General features: G+C 63.0%; 15 protein-coding genes. 3 read left to right on the top strand and 12 right to left on the bottom strand.

The genetic code is table 11. The features are described from left to right. The 4 genes from EGY25_RS06315 to EGY25_RS06300 form a co-directional block, all read right to left on the bottom strand. A complete protein-coding gene (locus EGY25_RS06315) occupies positions 1-1,125 on the bottom strand; it encodes a phytanoyl-CoA dioxygenase family protein (RefSeq protein ID WP_135194186.1) in 1,125 nt (374 codons plus the stop codon). A 104-nt stretch (positions 1,126-1,229) separates the two neighbouring features. Further along, entirely contained in the window at positions 1,230-3,893 is a 2,664-nt protein-coding gene (locus tag EGY25_RS06310) for a hypothetical protein (protein WP_135194185.1), read from the bottom strand. An 86-nt stretch (positions 3,894-3,979) separates the two neighbouring features. Then, positions 3,980-5,902 (bottom strand): hypothetical protein, encoded by a 1,923-nt coding sequence (locus tag EGY25_RS06305; RefSeq protein WP_167762500.1) that lies wholly within the window; start codon positions 5,900-5,902, stop codon positions 3,980-3,982. Positions 5,903-6,171: 269 nt separating this feature from the next. Next, the gene (locus EGY25_RS06300) at positions 6,172-7,494 is read right to left on the bottom strand and encodes a glycosyltransferase family 4 protein (protein ID WP_135194183.1); all 1,323 of its coding nucleotides are present in this window, start codon (positions 7,492-7,494) and stop codon (positions 6,172-6,174) included. Between the two features lie 110 nt (positions 7,495-7,604). Between EGY25_RS06300 and argB the strand changes: the two genes are divergently transcribed. The 3 genes from argB to dapD are packed head-to-tail and all read left to right on the top strand — an operon-like array spanning position 7,605 to position 10,071. Next, a complete protein-coding gene (gene argB, locus EGY25_RS06295; RefSeq protein WP_135194182.1) occupies positions 7,605-8,534 on the top strand; it encodes an acetylglutamate kinase in 930 nt (309 codons plus the stop codon). Beyond that, positions 8,531-9,205, top strand: a complete 675-nt coding sequence (locus EGY25_RS06290) for a pyrimidine 5'-nucleotidase (RefSeq protein ID WP_245159375.1) — start codon at positions 8,531-8,533, stop codon at positions 9,203-9,205. Before argB ends, EGY25_RS06290 begins: the two co-directional genes overlap by 4 nt. Next, positions 9,202-10,071: a 2,3,4,5-tetrahydropyridine-2,6-dicarboxylate N-succinyltransferase gene (gene dapD / locus EGY25_RS06285; protein ID WP_135194181.1), complete on the top strand. Its 870-nt coding sequence runs from the start codon at positions 9,202-9,204 to the stop codon at positions 10,069-10,071. The genes EGY25_RS06290 and dapD overlap by 4 nt, the downstream gene beginning before the upstream one ends. On the opposite strand, the gene EGY25_RS06280 is transcribed toward dapD, so the two are convergent. From EGY25_RS06280 to EGY25_RS06245, 8 genes are all read right to left on the bottom strand, one after another. After that, the gene (locus tag EGY25_RS06280) at positions 10,072-11,409 is read right to left on the bottom strand and encodes a sensor histidine kinase (protein WP_135194180.1); all 1,338 of its coding nucleotides are present in this window, start codon (positions 11,407-11,409) and stop codon (positions 10,072-10,074) included. A gap of 150 nt (positions 11,410-11,559) precedes the next feature. Beyond that, a complete protein-coding gene (locus EGY25_RS06275; protein WP_135194179.1) occupies positions 11,560-12,060 on the bottom strand; it encodes a ferritin-like domain-containing protein in 501 nt (166 codons plus the stop codon). A 105-nt stretch (positions 12,061-12,165) separates the two neighbouring features. Beyond that, the gene (gene galE, locus EGY25_RS06270) at positions 12,166-13,155 is read right to left on the bottom strand and encodes a UDP-glucose 4-epimerase GalE (RefSeq protein WP_135194178.1); all 990 of its coding nucleotides are present in this window, start codon (positions 13,153-13,155) and stop codon (positions 12,166-12,168) included. A 98-nt stretch (positions 13,156-13,253) separates the two neighbouring features. Beyond that, entirely contained in the window at positions 13,254-15,191 is a 1,938-nt protein-coding gene (gene thrS, locus EGY25_RS06265; RefSeq protein ID WP_135194177.1) for a threonine--tRNA ligase, read from the bottom strand. Then, positions 15,188-15,424 carry a membrane protein insertion efficiency factor YidD gene (yidD, locus tag EGY25_RS06260; RefSeq protein ID WP_135194176.1) on the bottom strand — a complete coding sequence of 79 codons (237 nt, stop codon included), beginning with the start codon at positions 15,422-15,424 and terminating at the stop codon, positions 15,188-15,190. Before yidD ends, thrS begins: the two co-directional genes overlap by 4 nt. Positions 15,425-15,518: 94 nt before the next feature. Then, positions 15,519-15,974, bottom strand: a complete 456-nt coding sequence (locus EGY25_RS06255) for an iron-sulfur cluster assembly scaffold protein (RefSeq protein WP_135194175.1) — start codon at positions 15,972-15,974, stop codon at positions 15,519-15,521. A gap of 82 nt (positions 15,975-16,056) precedes the next feature. Further along, a complete protein-coding gene (locus tag EGY25_RS06250) occupies positions 16,057-16,716 on the bottom strand; it encodes an HAD-IA family hydrolase (RefSeq protein WP_135194174.1) in 660 nt (219 codons plus the stop codon). A 42-nt stretch (positions 16,717-16,758) separates the two neighbouring features. Then, complete coding sequence (locus EGY25_RS06245; RefSeq protein WP_135194173.1) at positions 16,759-17,595, bottom strand: tetratricopeptide repeat protein; 837 nt, start codon at positions 17,593-17,595, stop codon at positions 16,759-16,761. Positions 17,596-17,654 lie beyond the last annotated feature (59 nt).

Genomic DNA, 17,654 nt, shown 5'->3' with positions numbered 1-17,654 from the left:
CTAGATCATGCCCTGCATGAAACGGATGCCAATTTTTTCAGCGTAGCGTTTCACAATCGATGCTGCGACTTTTGTGTCGGGGTCATCGCGCATTTCACCTCGGGCCTGAGTAAGTATCCTAGTGGCGGCTGGAATCGGCTTTCCGAACAGAGAATTGCTGTATTGAACCTGCGCTAAAAGACGCGCGTTGTTGTTCGGATGCACGCCTTTGTGCAATGCTGATGTGTCTACAAGAAAAAGTGTGCCGGCCTTGCCCGTAATGCGCACTTCGTCCTCCAGTAGACCGCTTGCTTTCACGGCGTCGTCGGATCTCCGGCCGTCAGCCCACATAGAAGTGGGGCGAGTTCGATGAGTTCCCGGAATCATTGCATGTGGGCCGCTGTCTGCGTCAACGTCAGTCAGATAGATGAACAATTTCACGAACTGAAGGCGGTGTAGGTCGTGATGATAGAGTTGAGCTGTGTCCGATAACCCTTTGTCGTCAACCGGTGCGGCCGAGTTAAGAAACATTACCGGGGTGTCAAATATGGGCGGTACACCGAGGTATTGCTGAATGATGCTCATCAGCAATGAGTCTGAACTAATCTCATACATTTCTTCAATGGTGGTAACCCAGCCATAATTAGATTTTACTTGTGGGCGGCACCCATCAGCTCCAGCGAGCATGGCAGGGATCGTATCTCCATAGGCTGTTCCAAATCGGAGCATACCTTTCTCTTTTAAGGCTTCGATCTTGTCGTCGGGAACCGTAAAGCGCGCCTTCCACATGCCCTTAAGTTGGAGTGAACGCACAGCGCCTCTCACCACATTATCTACGTCGTCGACTTGAAACATCGTATTCCCGGCGACGTACCTTTCTTGCGGAATGTGCTTGGCAAGGACGCGCGAAAAAACCTGATGGCTCAGTCCTTGGGTTTCGGTAAACGTCTCTCTGAATGCGGTATAGTCACCATTTGATACTTTGCCGTTGAGGGCGTACGAGGCATAAGCCTCCATCATTTGGCGAGCGCCAAGCGATGGAGGAAGGTATTCGTTGATGCGATTTTTTAGCTCATTAGCCGCCAATCCTTCGAGTTGAAGGCTGTTCTGCCGTGCCTGAGCCAAGATTCTATCGCCAAAAGCCATGTCGTCACCTCGTGATGAATTTTTGAGGGTTATCTTGCCGTTCGCGCGCCGGCAATGCGTGATCCGATCACGGCGCCGTGCCGGTCGGAATTTGGAGCGAGAGCCTATGCAGTCAAATCACCGTTTGCCTGAGGGCTATCTTGTTGAATTGCCGGATTTGGACGGTCTCGCTGCCGAACCATGAAGTCCACGAAATCTTCGGGTGAGACGAGCTCTTCGGTCTCCGGATCGAAATACCGCGTCGCTCGAACATAGGTGAAGTGGAAGACCTCCTCCAAGGTTCTCGAACGGCTACGCCGGCGGGTGAGCTTTCTGTCGTCGGTCAGCCCCCATCCCGCATAGAACGGAAGCCCGAAACAGTGGACCCGTTTACCAGCCATGAGCGCCTCAAAGCCCATGCCGGACGTGACGACATAGACGTCATCGACAAGGTCGAACAGGTCGTGCGGATTGATGGCCTGGTCAACCATCCTAATGCGATCTGAGTTTATGGCTGCGTTAGTCAGGCGGCTGGGTGTGAGATAGCCGGGACGTCCGCCAAGACTGGTGTCGGGATGTTGTTTGACTATGACGTCGTGATCGGGCCATTCGGCGAGCGCGGCAAGCACCATGCGTTCGAAGTCGTCGGCAGTCGCTATGCCCAGCGCGATGGAGCTGTCGTCCATTCGCTGATCCACGACCAGCACGGCGGGGCGTCCAAGCTCGATCGTTCCGTCTGGAGCATGATTGTATTTGGAGATACGCGCCGAGACAATTTTATCAATCGTGGCGCGGGCGTGGTTGCGCTCCTCGGATGACAACTCTGGTCCGGCCTGAAGCTGAGTCTCCAACTGTGAAGGGCGTGTCGCGTCATAATAGGCCGTGCGATCATCGACCAGCAACGAGAGGCCCGGCGAGAGTGACAGGCCGATGTCGATCGACCGTATCAGTCCATCCTCGATTACGACTGTTGGTTTGCCTAGCAGGCGCGCAAACGCCCGCTGAGCGATTTTCTCAGGCGTGTCGCCGGCTCCCCACTGCAAGAAAACGTCGACGCCGCTGAACGCAGCAGCATTAGCCAGTGTAGGCTTCGGCGGTGACCGAAGCAGGGTGTTGGCGTTGATCAGTTCGCGCAGATACTTTTGCGTCGTCTCCTGCAAGGGACGGTTTTGCGGAATGGCGGCTATGTCGATCCGCAGGCCGCGTTTCACACGATCAAGCGCCGTGTTTCCTGCGAGGTCGCGAAGGTTTGGTCCCTGGTCGCGAAGGAACGTCTTTATACGGCTAGCAGCCTTGCCGTCAAACTGCCCGACGCCGAACATTTTTGCCGCCCCCTGCAAGAGGTCGTCGTCCCGTGCCCACGTCCCGCCAAAGACCTGGTCGAGCAGGTCTGATGCTTCGTTCAGGTCCCTGGCGACAGCGACCCCGGTATCGTCCCAGATGCTGTCGAACTCGATGTAGCGCATGGAAATGGCGGGCTTTCCCGCCATGAGCCCTTCAAACAGCATCGTGCTATTGATTGAAGTGACGACATCGACGTGTCTGACCGTCTCTTCCGGACCCATGAGATAGTATTCGCCGTCATCGACGGCCGCATGATCTGATGCAGCAATCGCCTGACGAAGCGGTACGCCGAGAATGTCATCCCGGGATGGAGGCAGCCTTACCAGAAGCTGTCCGTCGTGCGTTTCCGCATAACGCAGCAGATCACGGATTGCGGCGCGTTGAGACGACCGCGCGACCTGGGTATCCGTCTGGGAATCGAGGGATTGGGTGGCGAAGAGGATCGTCGACCGTTCCGGAGATAGGCCAAACAGTCGATGGAAGCGGTCGCGGTCGATCTGCGATGTCGAGTTGGAGTACGTGTCGAACTTGGGCGCACCCACGACGTGAACCCGTGATTCCTCGTAGCCGCGGAAAATGAATATGTCTTTCTGCAGTTGGCCCCAAGCCAGCGTTACATCACAGGCGGGCATAGACGCATTGGTGAGCGGATCTCTGTAGTAGAGAGATTGGCTGATGAAGGCGGACTCATGCGGCACCAATATTGTTGGAATGCCCAGCACCTTGCAGGCCTCGACAATGATCCTGGTGATCGGGGCCCAGTCGAAGGTGAGGATGAAGCCAGAGACCTGACCTGCGATAGGCGCGAGACGCCTAATGACCATCCGACGGTAAAGATCGGGATGCTGTCGGGCGAAGCGGAAGGCTTCGCGCCTTATGATATTGTCGGCGACGTCACGAATGAGATCGAAGGGCGCCAGGGCATAGCCGTCGTCCACAAGGGCTTCGATGACCGCGTCGCCGTGCTCGGGAATCCAGGGCATGTACAAGAACACCGGCCTGCCGCCTCGCAGGGCCTGCTTCAGCAGCACGCCCTGGTCACGATTGTACCAGTTTGGAACCGACGGTTGGGCGATTACCGGCTTGGGCTTCGCTGCAGCAGGCGTCGAGGCCTTTTTCTTGGGCGGTGCGATAACGCTCAATGGCACACGATGGCGCTGGCAGAACGTCTTTAGATAGCCCGGCGCTGCATCAACCGTGACGACGGAGGCTCTTCTGTCGGCCAAGATCCAGGGCGCCAGAGACATATTGAACTCGAACTGGCTAATCTGGGGGGTGCGACAGATTAGTCGTGCTGCGGGACGGTCTTTGATTGCGATGCCCCATAGCGGCTTGGGGCCGATGAACACCACAAGCGCGGGCGCTTTCCGTGACCAGCGCTTTATCGGTATCGTGGCATAGCGAGGCGCAGCCTTCAGGACTTGCAAAGGGTTGTTGGGCTTCATGAGCTTCCTGCAATTGCCTTGGACTGATGCCCTGGCGTACTGAACTTGTCTAAGGTTCGTTTGGTGCGGGGGTCAATCGTAGGTCGTCAACGACTTATTTGGCGGAGCGTTATGCCATTAAAGCCGGAAAAGACCTTCGACGTTAATTTCGAGGATGGTGGCAACAAAAAGCGGAATTCGTACTGTGCGCCGCGCTGTGCGGTTGCAGTAAGCAGTCCTGCTTCGAATGAACCTTGAGCAGTCGTCGAGGCTTCGCCATTGATATGTTCTACCCACTCAACCTGAGCAAGCAGCGCATTCGTTCCCATAAAACTGCTCACGCTGCGGGCTAGGCGATGGACATATGATGCGGCCGGCCTTCGCCAGCAGACCTGCCAGACGCCTGAGGGTACGTTGATAAAGGGCCCGAAAAGTGGGTGGCGTGTCGCGTCGATCACGCCAAGGAATCCGTCATGGCGCGGTCGCGGATCATCGGCTAAATTGAATGCATCGAGTGGGATGGTCCACGGCCTGAACTTGGCGGTGCCGGTTTCGGGCAGTACGACTGCTTTTGCAGAAAATACGACAACCCATGATACAGCATTATCTGCGTGGGCAAACTCTGCATCATCAAACCCGACGATGCTCGCAATCTTGCCGCACTGGCGCGCAAGCGCTTCTATATCTTCTTTTTGGAAGACATGAACGGCGTCACCGGGCGTCGCCTGGGTAGTCGGCACTCTAAAGACCTGAACCTCCGCGTTCGTATCCAGAGCGTTCAACGGGTCTATGCAATCCTCCAGCCTAATGGTCAGGTATCGTGCTGGCGTATCCAGATACGCATCCAGATCTGGCAACGGCGGGGCAACGTAACGGATTCTCGGCACGGGCGGGCCGCCGAACCGGTGGAGTTCGAGCGCCTCCTTGCCGATGCGGCGCTCCAGCACCTGACGATGTTCATCGGTCAGATTGTGCAATGCGTTGTCTATTCTGTGGTGCTTTTCTAACGACGCCTTCATGGTGCACGCTGCCTCCGCCAACGCCTGGACAGATGCCCCATACCAGGCCTTGCGCGGTTCCTGGGGCGCTCCAGGCGCAGTCCGCCGTATCCGCTGCTGGAGCGCCACGGCATCGCCATCTGCGATCAGTGCTTCGTCGAGGAGTAGGTCGAGAAACGATAACACTGCCTCTTCAGTAGCCAGCAGCAAGCCGCCAGAATCGGTCAGCACGCCCGACAGCCGGTTGACCTGTTCCAGATGGGTTGTGAGCCCTCGCCCTTCGTAGATTGGCCGGCCCAGTGTGAGAACAGGTTTGCCATAAAGCAACGCCTCTAGCCCCACATTCGACGAATGCACGAGCACGGCTTTGCAGGCGGTTAGCGCGTCGTGCAGATCGACATCCAACCGAAGAAATCGGTCTGGAGCCAGCGCTACGTCAGCAAGCGGATCTCGGGGCGTTAAGGGATGGGGCTTATACAGAATTCTCCACGAATCGGGCACATGTTGCAGGATTGCCTGATACAGCTCGTCTAGGTTCTCTTCGTCTTTCAGATGGACAACGGCGTTGGCGTCGGTTGGAACCTGTCCTGCCAAGAAAAGAATGGGGCGAGGATCGGCGTCCGCCCATTTTTCGAGAGTTTCGAGATTGGTATCGTTCTGGGGATATTTGCTCTGTCGGCTTCCTAGCCAGGCGGCCTTGAACTGCCGAGCCTTGGTCGATGCGGCGAGCGGTGCAGGCAGGGCATCTATATGCGCTTTGCCACGGAAGAAATGCGGCGCCTGACTATCAAGATAAAGGTAGCCTGGGAAAAAGCCACTTTCCCAGAACAGCAGTTTTCGTTCGAGCGCTGTGGCCGCGACAGCAAGTATGCGAGATATCACTTCTGCGCCGTGGGGCACGAAGATCGTGTCTGCGCCGCTATGCGTGATCAGATCGATCGCGATGGCCGCCACGCCCCTTAGCTTCTGTTTCCAGACCGTTTCCGGCAAGATGGTGTCCGGTGATGGCGGTTCGGTTGCGAACAGGTGCAAAGAAAGATCAATGAGGTCCAGATCGAAGCCGAATCGCTGCTGAAAGGCGAAAGCGGACAGACGCGGCGCGGAACCGATGTCGAGGTCTAGGAGTGTGCGCTCGTTGTTCCATGCGGCTTCTCCGTCTGGCCAATAGGGTGCCAGAAGAACCCTGAAACCCGCATCTTCAGCGGTCTTGGCTAGGCGATGGGCGTTGCTGGCGGACTCGCGACCCGGTACGCGCAGGATAAGAACGCTTCCGGGAGGACCGCCTTGAGCCTCTTGACCTGTCAGAGGTTTACTCCCGTTTTCCGGTAGAGGCTCCTCAGTCGTTCTTGATAGGCCTCTGGCGTGAACAGGGATGCTTGGGACAGGCCGCGCTCAACCATTGCCTCACGCATTGCGTCATCCTGATCGAGACTACGGATGCCGCGCGTGATCGTCTGAACGTCGTAGGGGTCGACGATAACGGCGGCGTCGCCTGCGACTTCCGGCAAAGCGCCGCCTGTCGATGTCAGGACGGCAGTCGACAGGGCCATTGACTCCAGAACAGGCAATCCGAAGCCCTCGTAAAGCGATGGAAACAGCGTCGCCTTGGCACCCCGGATCAGGCTGATGAGCATTGAGAAGGGCATATATTCGTATTGTCGGATCCGGTCAGCGCTTGGACCTCCATCGCGTTTGACCTGATTCAACAAGGCGGTTTCGCCTTCATCTAACCAAGCCTTCCCGCCGATCAGAACCAAGGGCGTCTTAGAGCCCGACGCCAAATACGCTTCTACGATGCGGCCAAGGTTTTTCTTGGGCTCTATCGCTCCGAAATGGAGGAAATAGTCCTTCCATCCGAGATTGAAGACGCCTTCGAGTTCGGTCGTCACGTCCTCTTGGCTGCGCTGCATCAGCGCGGCAGGAAGGCTGACCGCCTGGTATGTGTTGGTGACCCGGTCCTCTGGCACGCCCAAGATTCTTATAACGTCCTGACGTGTTGTTTCTGACACCACCGCGATGTGATCGGCGCGCCGCACCACTTCCCGGCAAAGCGCCATGAAGGTGTCCTTGTTGTCCAAGGTTGTGTGAGGCAGGCGGAGAGGGATCAGATCGTGAAGGGTGTAGATGTTTGGAAGCCCCTTCGCATGCAAGGGAAGCGGCGCCGTCCAATGCATGACGTCTGGCGCGGGGGTGTCCGTCGAGGCGTCGAACGTCAGAGGTGTTGATTTGCCGTAGGCGCTCATCGAGCGGTTCGCCAAGGCGAATAGATTCTGGGCTGCCCAGAACCGGTCCGCAGTTGGTTTGCCGCCGCCGGATCGGCTGGGCCAGATGACTTCGCCCGACGGTATGATGGAATGTGCGGAGCGCCCAAATCGAGTCATCAGCGTCCCTCGCAGGCGACGGGCTTTGGCCTTGCGGTTCAGTTTCTGGGGCGGGCGTTCGGCGTCCACCAGCGCTGTCTCGTTCAGGACATTGTTCTGGCTACGCGCGGCGAGAGGGCCATACAGAACCTGCGTCTCCAGCCCCAGAACCTGGGCGTTAGTTAGCAGGTTTCGACCATATGTCGCGATGCCGGTGCCGCGGCTGAGCGCCAGGTTGAAGCCATCGATGCAGATAGAAGTCATGCGACACCCTTAGCCCGGCCGAACTTCAAAGAAAACGCGTGCCTTCGTGATCGCCAGATCTTCCCTTCCCGCGTGACACCGCCCCCATCCCCCGCTATCTCGCGCGCGTGATGAACGAAACAGAACGCCAGTCCGAGGAACGCAGCTGGGAGACGGCGAAGACGCTCGCCGAGGCCCTGCCGTATATTCAGGTCTATGACCGCGAGACCGTGGTCATCAAATACGGAGGCCACGCCATGGGCGAGAGCGCCGTGGCGCGACAGTTCGCGGCCGATGTCGTGTTGCTGAAGCTGATGGGGGTGAACCCGGTCGTGGTGCACGGCGGCGGGCCCCAGATCAGCGCCATGCTGGAGAAGGCGGGGGTGAAATCCAGCTTCGTCGACGGCTTGCGGGTGACCGATCCGGCGACGATGGAAGTCGCCGAGATGGTGCTGTCGGGCGCGGTGAACAAAGAGATCGCCCACTGGATCACCATGGCCGGCAAGGAGGCGGACGTGCGCGGTGTCGGTCTGTCGGGCAAGGACGCCGGCCTGCTGACGGTCGAGAAGACGCGCCGGACCAAGCGCGATCCCGACAGTATGATCGAGCACGAGGTGGACCTGGGCTATGTCGGCGAACCGACCAAGGTCGATCCCAAGCTGATCAAGGGCTTGATCGCGTCCGAGACCGAGGACTGGGTGCCGGTCATCGCCCCGATCGGGGTGGCCGAGGACGGCCAGACCTACAACGTCAACGCCGATACGGTGGCGGGCGCCATCGCCGGATCGCTGAACGCCAAGCGGATGCTGCTGCTGACCGACGTGCCGGGGGTCAAGGGCGCGGACGGCGACATCATTCGCCAGATGACGCTGGAGGAGGCGCAAGCCCTGATCGACAGTGGTGTCGCCCACGGCGGCATGATCCCCAAGCTTGAGACGGCCATGGCGGCCGTGCGTGCGGGCGTCGAGGCCGTGGTCATCCTGGACGGTCGCCGGCCCCACGCCATGCTGGTCGAGCTGTTCACCGAATTCGGCGCCGGCACCCTGGTGAAGGCGTCTTGAGCGATCACCGTTCTGCATCCCTTGGTCATGTGCGGGCCTGGGTGTTCGACATGGACGACACCCTGTATCCGCGCGAGCAGGGGCTGATGCGGCTGGTCCAGGCGCGGATCAACGCCTTCGTGGTCGAGGCCGTGGGGCTGGAGCCCGAAGCGGCGGCGGCGATGCAGCGCCAGTTCCTGGACGAGCACGGCACCACCCTGGCCGGTCTGATGGCCAATTATGCCGTCGATACCGAGCGGTTTCTGCATGAGGTGCACGACGTGCCTCTGGATGGGGTCGAGCCCAATCCGCGCCTGGCGGAACGGCTGAAGAGCCTGCCGGGGCGGTCCTATGTTTTCACCAATGGCGCGCGCGACTATGCGCATCGGGTGCTGGAGCGGATTGGGATCGCCGACTGTTTCGCCGACGTCTTCGCCATCGAGGACGGGGATCTAACGCCCAAGCCCAATCCCGCCACCTTCCGCCGGATGCTTGAACGGTTCGACATCGATCCGCACCAAGCCGCCTTCTTCGAGGATACGCCCAAGAACCTGGAGCCGGCGAAGGCTTTGGGCATGGCCACGGTCCTGATCGGCGACGGCCACGGCAAGCCGCTGGGCGACCACATCGACCATGTAGCCCCTGACCTTCTCGACTTCCTCTCCGACCTGACCTTCAAGGACGCCGCATGACCGATCTGTCGCATCTCGAATCCGTCGTCGAGGCCGCCTGGGAACAGCGCGCCGAGGTGTCCGCCGCTACCCACGGAGAGGTTCGCGACGCCGTCGAGACGGCGCTGGCCCTGCTGGATTCCGGCCAGGCGCGCGTCGCCTCGCGCGGCGAGGACGGCGTCTGGACCACGCATCAATGGCTGAAGAAGGCGGTGCTGCTGTCCTTCCGCCTGAACGACAACCAGATCATGCGCGCCGACCCTGCGTCCGTCATGCCGTTGTCGGCGGATCATCCGGCGGCCGTCGGACCCTTCTGGGACAAGGTGCCCAACAAGTTCGGCGACTGGACGGCGGCGGATTATCAATCGGCGGGCTTCCGCTCGGTCCCCGGCGCCATCGTTCGTCACGGCGCCCATATCGCCAGGAATGTCGTGCTGATGCCGTCGTTCGTGAACATCGGCGCCTATGTGGACGAGGGGTCGATGGTCGACGCCTGGGCCACCGTCGGTTCGTGCGCCCAGATCGGCAAGAACGTCCACCTGTCGGGCGGGGCGGGCATCGGCGGCGTACTTGAGCCGCTGCAGGCCAATCCGACCATCATCGAGGACGGCTGTTTCATCGGCGCTCGCGCCGAGGTCGCCGAGGGCGTGATCGTGCGCGAGGGCGCGGTCCTGGCCATGGGCGTCTATCTGTCCGGTTCGACCAAGATCGTGGATCGGGCCACCGGCGAAGTCTTCCGTGGCGAAGTGCCGGCCTATTCGGTGGTGGTGCCGGGCGCGCTGCCTGATCCCAACGGCGGGCCGTCGCTGTACTGCGCCGTCATCGTAAAGCGGGTGGATGCGCAGACGCGGGCCAAGACCGGCGTCAACGAACTGCTGCGCGACTGATCAGGCGGCGATGCGGGCGTCCTGCATCACGGGCGTTTCGAACGTCGCGTGAAGGGTGAAGGTCGATCCCTGGCCGGGGATCGACGTCACCGTGATCTCGCCGTCCATCAGGGCCGCCAGGCGTTGGCAGATGCTGAGGCCCAGGCCGGTGCCGCCGAACTTACGCGTGGACGACCCGTCCACCTGAGAGAAGGGCTGGAACAGGCGCGACAGATCGTCGGCGGCGATGCCGATGCCGGAATCGACGACGCTGATCGCAAGCGCGATGCGGCCGTCGGCGCGGGGTTTGCTTTCGACGACCAGACGAACCTCGCCCTGCGGCGTGAATTTGATCGCATTGGCCAGAAGGTTGTGGGTGACCTGGGCCAGACGCAACGGGTCCATCTTCAGCAAGGGCGGAAGATTGCCTCGGATCTCGGTCGCGAAAGTCAGGCCGCGCGCCTCGGCCTGGGCCTTGAATGGCCCCGTCAGCCGGGTCAGCAGCGTGTCTGTCTCGATGTCGGCGATGTCGAGTTCCATCTTGCCGGACTCGATCTTGGTGATGTCGAGGATGTCGTTCAGCAGCACCATCAGTCCCTCGCCCGAGTTGCGGATGACGCCGACGAACTCCTTCTGGCGGTCGTCCAGGCTGGACATCTGAAGCAGCTGGGCCGCGCCCAACACCCCGTTCATCGGCGTGCGCAGTTCGTGCGAGATGACGCCCAGGAAGTTGGATTTGGCGGCGCTGGCGGCGTCGGCCCGGTCGCGCGCCGTCTCCAACTCCGCGATCAGCTCGGCCTGACGCCGGTTCACGGCCTCCAGGTCGCCGTCCTTCATCTGGGTGATGGCCACCTTGATGACCAGGGCCAGGGCCAGGACAGGGACCGTGCTGAGTACGACCCAGAAGCCCGGCGTGCCCCAAAGATGGGCGAACAGGATCGCCACCACGATGGAATAGGGGGCGGAGGCGATCAGGGCCTCGCGCGGCGCGGCCCGCATCTGGGTGAAGACCAGGACATAGCCGGCGATAAGCAGGGCGACGCCAAGCGGCACGCCGTAGGCGCCGCCATGGAGGAAGGCCAGCAAGGGCGCGGCCGCCCAGGCGAAGCAGGAAATGGTGGCGGCGCCCAGCTTGATGCGCCCGTGCATCGCGGCGTCCGACATGACCAGACTGCGCTCCACGAAGGTTCGCAGCAAACCCGAAAGCGTCGCCGCGACGAACCAGGCGGCGGCGGTCTTGAAGTCGGTGACGGTGAACAGGGCGACCGCCCAACTGGCGATGATCCAGTACCGCATATGTCCGGCTTCGATCAGATACTGCAGGAAGGTCCGGTCTCGGGCGGTCTTTGGGTGCGTCATCGTCAGGGTCTCTGGGGCCGATGACGCAACTTCGGTCACTGTCGCCTAAGATACGGTGAACGCTGACTTTTGTAGAAGTTCTGTGTCCGGTTCCGGACTCAAAACCTGAGCGAAAGAGCGGAGGCGGTCGCGAAACCGCCTCCGGTCGTATCAGGCGGCTGTCTTCATGGCGGCGGCGTTGACGGCGGCGTCGGCGATGCCGGTCAGGTCTTCGTCGGTCTGGGATTCCTCTTGGAGCGTCTCGTCCAGCAGGGCGGCGGCGTCCTTCATCCCCAGCACCAGAGCCCAGCGCTTCAGCGTGCCGTAGCGGGTGATCTCATAGTGTTCGACCGCTTGGGCGGCGGCCAGCAGGCCAGCGTCGAGGGCCGGGGTGTCCTTGTATTCTTCCATGATTTCCTCGCCCTCGGCCAGGATGCCCTCGATGGCGTCGCAGGTCTTGCCGCGCGGGGCCTCTCCGATCAGTTCGAAGACCTGTTGCAGGCGTTCGATCTGGCCTTCGGTCTGGTCCTTGTGCTTCTCGAAGGCGGCCTTCAGTTCGGGCGACTGCGCCGCGCGGGCCATCTTGGGCAGGGACTTCAGGATCTTGCGCTCGGCGTAATAGATGTCCTTGAGCGTGTCGTGGAACAGGGTGTCGAGGGTTTTCTCGGCCATGGTCGTGTCTCGCTATCTGTGATGGGGCGCAGGCGCGCACCCCGTCACAAGCGATCTTTCAGGTTTGCGTTCCTCTGTTCGGTTTCGCGCGCAGGCTGCGAAGACCTAGACCTCAAGCGCCTCCCGCTCGGCGGCATGCCAGCGCCAGGCGGTGCGAACGATGTCGTCCAGGGTCCGCGTGGGCTGCCAGCCCAGAACCTCGCGCGCACGGCGGTTGTCGGCCACCAGACAGGGGGCGTCGCCGGGCCGGCGCGGCGCGGTCTCGACGGGGAAGGGGCGGTTGGTCGTGCGGCGGATGGTGTCGATCAGTTCCGCGACCGTCGTGCCCGTGCCGGCGCCCAGGTTGAAGACCGTCGTCTCGCCGCCGTCGAGCAGGTATTTCAGCGCCCGCACATGGGCGTCGGCCAGGTCCATGACGTGGACATAGTCGCGCACCGCCGTGCCGTCGCGGGTGTCGTAATCGTCGCCGAACAGTTTGAACCCCTGACGCTGGCCCAGCGCCGTCTGGAGCGCCAGCGGAATGGCGTGAGTTTCGGGGTGGTGGCGCTCGCCGATCCGGCCCTCTTCGTCGGCGCCGGCGGCGTTGAAATAGCGCAGGCAGACCGAGCGGAAGCCGGCGTAGGTCGAATAGTCGGCCAAGGCCTGTTCGACCATCAGCTTGGAGCGGCCATAGGGGGTCAGCGGCGCCTGGGGATGGGCCTCGTCCATCGGCAGATAGACCGGGTCGCCGTAGGTGGCGCAGGTCGAGGAGAAGACCATCGCCCCGATCCCGCCGCGCCGCGCCGCCTCGATCAGGGTCAGGGCTCCGACGACATTGTTGTCATAGAAGCGACCCGGCGCCTTGACCGATTCCCCGACCTCGATCAGGGCGGCGAAATGTAGGACCGCGACGGGCCTGTGTCTGGCGATCACCGCATCCAGGCGGGCGCCGTCTCGGATGTCGCCGATCTCAAGGTCGCCCCACTGGACGAAGGCCGCATGACCGTTCGACAGATTGTCATAGACCACCGGCGTGAAGCCCGCCTGGGACAGGGCGAGGCAGACGTGCGAACCCACATAGCCGGCGCCGCCCGTGACCAGGATGGTGCTGCACATTCACCCGCGCTCCCCGTCGACCCTTGCCGGGACAGACACGGAGGCGCGCTGAAGCCAGACGTCTTATGCTAAACGACATCCTGGGGTGAGTCTTTAAATCAATCTGTGGTTTTTTCTGGCTTCAGATCCGGCGGGGTTGCCTCGTCAGTCAGGAGGCGGATGGCCTCCTCGACCGTGACCGCCGTCTGGGCCTGAGAGCCCAGGCGGCGGATGGCGACCAAGCCCTGTTCGGCTTCCTGGCGGCCGACCACGGCGATGACCGGCACCTTGCCGACCGAGTGTTCGCGCACCTTGTAGCCGACCTTCTCGTTGCGCAGGTCGATCTCGGTGCGCAGGCCGGCGGCCTTGAACCGAGCCATGACGTCGCGGGCGTAGTCGTCGGCGTCCGAGGTGATGGTGGCCACCACGGCCTGGGTCGGGGCCAGCCACAGAGGGAAGGCGCCGGCGTAGTTCTCGATCATGATGCCGATGAAGCGTTCGAAGCTGCCCAGGATCGCCCGGTGCAGCATGACCGGCCGGTGCTTCTGGCCATCCTCGGCGATATAGGTCGCATCCAGACGTTCCGGCAGAACATAGTCCAGCTGGATCGTGCCGCAGGTCCATTCGCGGCCGATGGCGTCCTTGACGATGAAGTCCAGCTTGGGCGCGTAGAAGGCGCCGTCGCCCTCGGTCACGACGGGTTCGGTCCCGGCGGCGCGGGCGGCTTCGGCCATCAGGGCCTCGGCCTTGTCCCAGAATTCGTCGGAGCCCGCGCGGTTCTCGGGGCGGGTGCCCAGGCTGATGTAGGCGGTCTCCATGCCCAGGTCGGCGTGGACGCTACGGGCCAGTTTGATGAACTCGGCCGTCTCCTCGACGATCTGGTCCTCGCGGCAGAAGATGTGAGCATCGTCCTGGGTGAAGCCGCGCACCCGCATCAGGCCGTGCAGCGAACCCGACGGCTCATAGCGGTGGCAGGCCCCGAACTCGGCCATCCGCAGCGGCAGTTCGCGATAGGACCTCTGGCCCTGGTCGAAGATCTGCACGTGGCCGGGGCAGTTCATCGGCTTCAGGCTCAGTTCCTCGCCCTCGACCGTCTCGCAGACGAACATGTTGGGCCGGTACTTGTCCCAGTGGCCGCTCTGTTCCCAGAACTTGCGGTCCAGAACCTGCGGCGTCTTGACCTCGACATAGCCGGCGGCGTCCAGGCGGCGGCGCATATAGGCCTCCAGCACGCGCCACAAGACCCAGCCCTTGGGGTGCCAGAAGACCATGCCCCGGCCCTCTTCCTGCATGTGGAAGAGCTCCATCGCCTTGCCGACCTTGCGATGGTCGCGCTTCTCGGCCTCTTCCAGACGCAGCAGGTGGGCGTCCAGATCTTCCTTGGTCGCCCAGGCGGTGCCGTAGATGCGCTGCAGCTGTTCGCGTTTCGAATCCCCGCGCCAGTAGGCGCCGGCCAGCTTGGTCAGTTTGAACGCCTTGCCGACGTGGCGGGTCGAGGGGAAGTGCGGACCCCGGCACAGGTCGATCCAGTCGCCCTGCTTATAGAGGGTGATGGTCTCGGTGCCCGGCAGGTCGCGGATCAGCTCGGCCTTGAACTTCTCGCCCCGCGCCTCGAAGAATTTGATGGCGTCGTCCCGTTCCCAGACCTCGCGCTCGAACTTCGCGTCGCGGTCGACGATCCGGCCCATCTCCTTTTCGATGGCGGCGAAGTCGTCGGTCGAAAAGGGTTCTTCGCGGAAAAAGTCGTAATAGAAGCCGTCCTCGATGGCCGGTCCGATCGTGACCTGGGTGCCGGGGAACAGGGTCTGCACCGCCTCGGCCAGCACGTGGGCCGTGTCGTGACGGATGGTGTACAGCGCGGCGGGGTCGTCGCGCATGATCAGGCGGAAGTCGCCGCCCGTCTCCAGCACCCGACCCATGTCGCGCTGCTCGCCGTTCAACTCGGCCAGCACGGCCTTCTTGGCCAGGGACGGCGAGATCGAGGTCGCCACGTCGCGCGCCGTGGAGCCTTCGGCATATTGGCGAACCGCGCCGTCGGGGAATTTCAGGTCGATCATGTGTCAGTCTTTGCAGGCGGGACCGGGTCGTAGCCCGATCCTCCGAAGGGATGGCATTTACAGAGCCTGCGCACGGTGAGCCACCCCCCCTTGACCGGACCATGCTGGATCAGGGCGTCGCGCCCGTAGTCCGAACAGGTCGGCAGGAATCGGCATTGCTGGCCGATCAGGGGAGACAGCGTCAGCTTGTAGCCCCGATGGGCCGCGCGGACGCCGCGTTCATAGAGAGACATCACGTCCCTTTGCCGGGGTTGATGGGGCCGGGGGCTGGATGAGTTCGCCGCGCTTATCCCCCGTCATCGCAGGGGGATCAACCGGTCGTGCCCGTCAGGCCGCGCCGGCGAGACGCGTTCGGGCGGTCAGGGCGTTTTTGACCGCCTCCAGCGTCGCCTCGATTGAGACAAGGGTCGAGTCGTGGCGGGCCGGGTAGTCGGCGACCTGTCTCAACAGGCGCAGGTCCTGGAACCGGCCGGTCGGGCCTTCGCCGCCGGATTTCAGCATGGCGAACATGGCGTCGCGGGCTTCGGCGATCTCTTCGACCGACGCGCCGATCACAGACTGGCCCAGCACCCCGGCGGCGGCCTGACCCAGGGCGCAGGCTTTCACGTCCTGAGCAAACTCGGCGACGCGGCCCTGCTCGTCCAGCGTCACATCCACCGTCGCCCGCGACCCGCACAATTTCGCCACCCGCTCGCCGGTGCCTTGTGGCGCCGGCAACCGTCCCGCATGCGGCAGGTTGGCCGCCAGCGTTAGGATGCGCGCGCTGTAGAGGTCGTCGATCATGCGGCGAAGATAGGATGCGTAAGGGCTTTGGGGAAGTCGCGGGAAACCTCTCCCTCCCCGGAACGGGGAGGGAAATGATGTGTCAGACCTTAAACGCCAGCGTCCCGTCGGTTCCGACCTCAAGCTCCACGTCCGCATAGTCCGCCAGTGCAGGGTGATCCGTCTGAAGCGGATGGGTCCAGGCGGCGGTGACGACCACGACGTCGGCCCCGGCCGCTTCGCCCGCCTTGATGCCGGCCTCCGCGTCCTCGAACACCAAACAGTCGGCGATGTCGAAGCCCAGGGTCGCCGCGGCCTTCAGATAGCCGGCGGGGTCTGGCTTGCCGCGTTCGACGTCCTCGGCGGTGATCATGACGGCGGGCGGGGTCACCCCGGCGGCTTTCAGGCGGGCACGGGCAAGGGGGACGGACGCGGAGGTGACCACGGCCCAGCGGTCGGGCGGCAGGCGTTTGACGAAGTCGATGGCGCCGGGGATGGGGGCGACGCCGTCCACATCCTCGATCTCGCCGCGCTCGACCCAGGCCACCTCGGCGGCCAGGTCTATGTCGGGCAGGTTCTGGTTGCGGATGGTGTCGACAGCGCGCACCCCGTGCATGACCGACAGCAGGGCCGCCACGTCCAGCCCGTGACGCTCGGCCCAGCGGGTCCAGACCCGCTCGGCGGCGAGGGTCGATGTGATCAGGGTGCCGTCCATATCGAACAGGAAGGCCTGGTAGGCGCGGGGCGTGGGGAGGGAGGTCATGGCCTCATCCACCACGCGCGCGGCCCAACCGCAACGGGCGGATCAGCCGCCTTGCAGCGAATTCCAGGTGCGGGCCGTGTCGGTCGTCGGCGTGTCCGCAGCCGCGCCGCCGCTGGACGGCGCGGCGCCGGCCGTGCCGCGCGCACGCAGCCAGCGCAGGTTCTGCTCGGCCTGCTCCGGAGGCAGTTCGCGGCGCAGGATCTGTTCGGCTTCGCCCATCTTGCCCTGCAGGCCCAGCACCATGGCCAGGTTCTGGCGCACCTTGGCCGAGGCGGTCGGCTGGGCCACGGCGCGGCGCAGCAGGGTCTCGGCGCCCGGCGCATCGCCCTGGGTCAGGGCGGCCGTGGCGGCGTTGGTCAGGACATCCGGGTTGTCGGGCGAGAGGGCCAGGGCCTGGTTCCAGGCGGCGCGGGCGTCGTCGGTGCGGCGCACCTGCTCATAGGCCACGCCCAACAGGGAATAGGCGCGCCAGTCGCGCGGCGCCTGATCGCGGGCCTGTTCCAGGGGCGCGACGCCATAGAAGGCCTGGCCCCGCGCGATATGGGCGCGGCCCAGCTCCAGCAGGGCGTCCAGATTGTTCGGCTGGACGGTCAGGGTCGCCTGGGCGGCCTCGGCGGCCTGGTCGTAGCGGCCAAGTTCGCGCAGCGCCTGCGCTAGCTTCACCCCCGCGACCGCATCGGTCGGATTGGCTTCCTGCTCCGAGGCCCAGAAGACCGAGCGCGACAGGGCGTCCATCCGGTCATAGGTGGCGCGGACCTGCGCCGAGGATGGCGCACGGGTCTGGGCCGATGAGGCCGGCGTCGGGTCGGCCGCCAGGGCCGGTCCGCCGGACAGGGCGATCAGGGCGACGGTTGCGAGAAGAGCGGGCATGCGCGACATGGGGCGGGTCCAGGCGGTCCTTGGGTCTTGCCCTTAGAATCGCCTGTTCGCGTCAACTG

It is taken from the genome of Brevundimonas intermedia (genome assembly GCF_004614235.1).
GTDB classification, from domain to species: domain Bacteria; phylum Pseudomonadota; class Alphaproteobacteria; order Caulobacterales; family Caulobacteraceae; genus Brevundimonas; species Brevundimonas intermedia_A.
The sequence above is the reverse complement of the archived record's forward strand: the minus strand, read 5'-3'. Positions and strand labels throughout refer to the sequence as shown.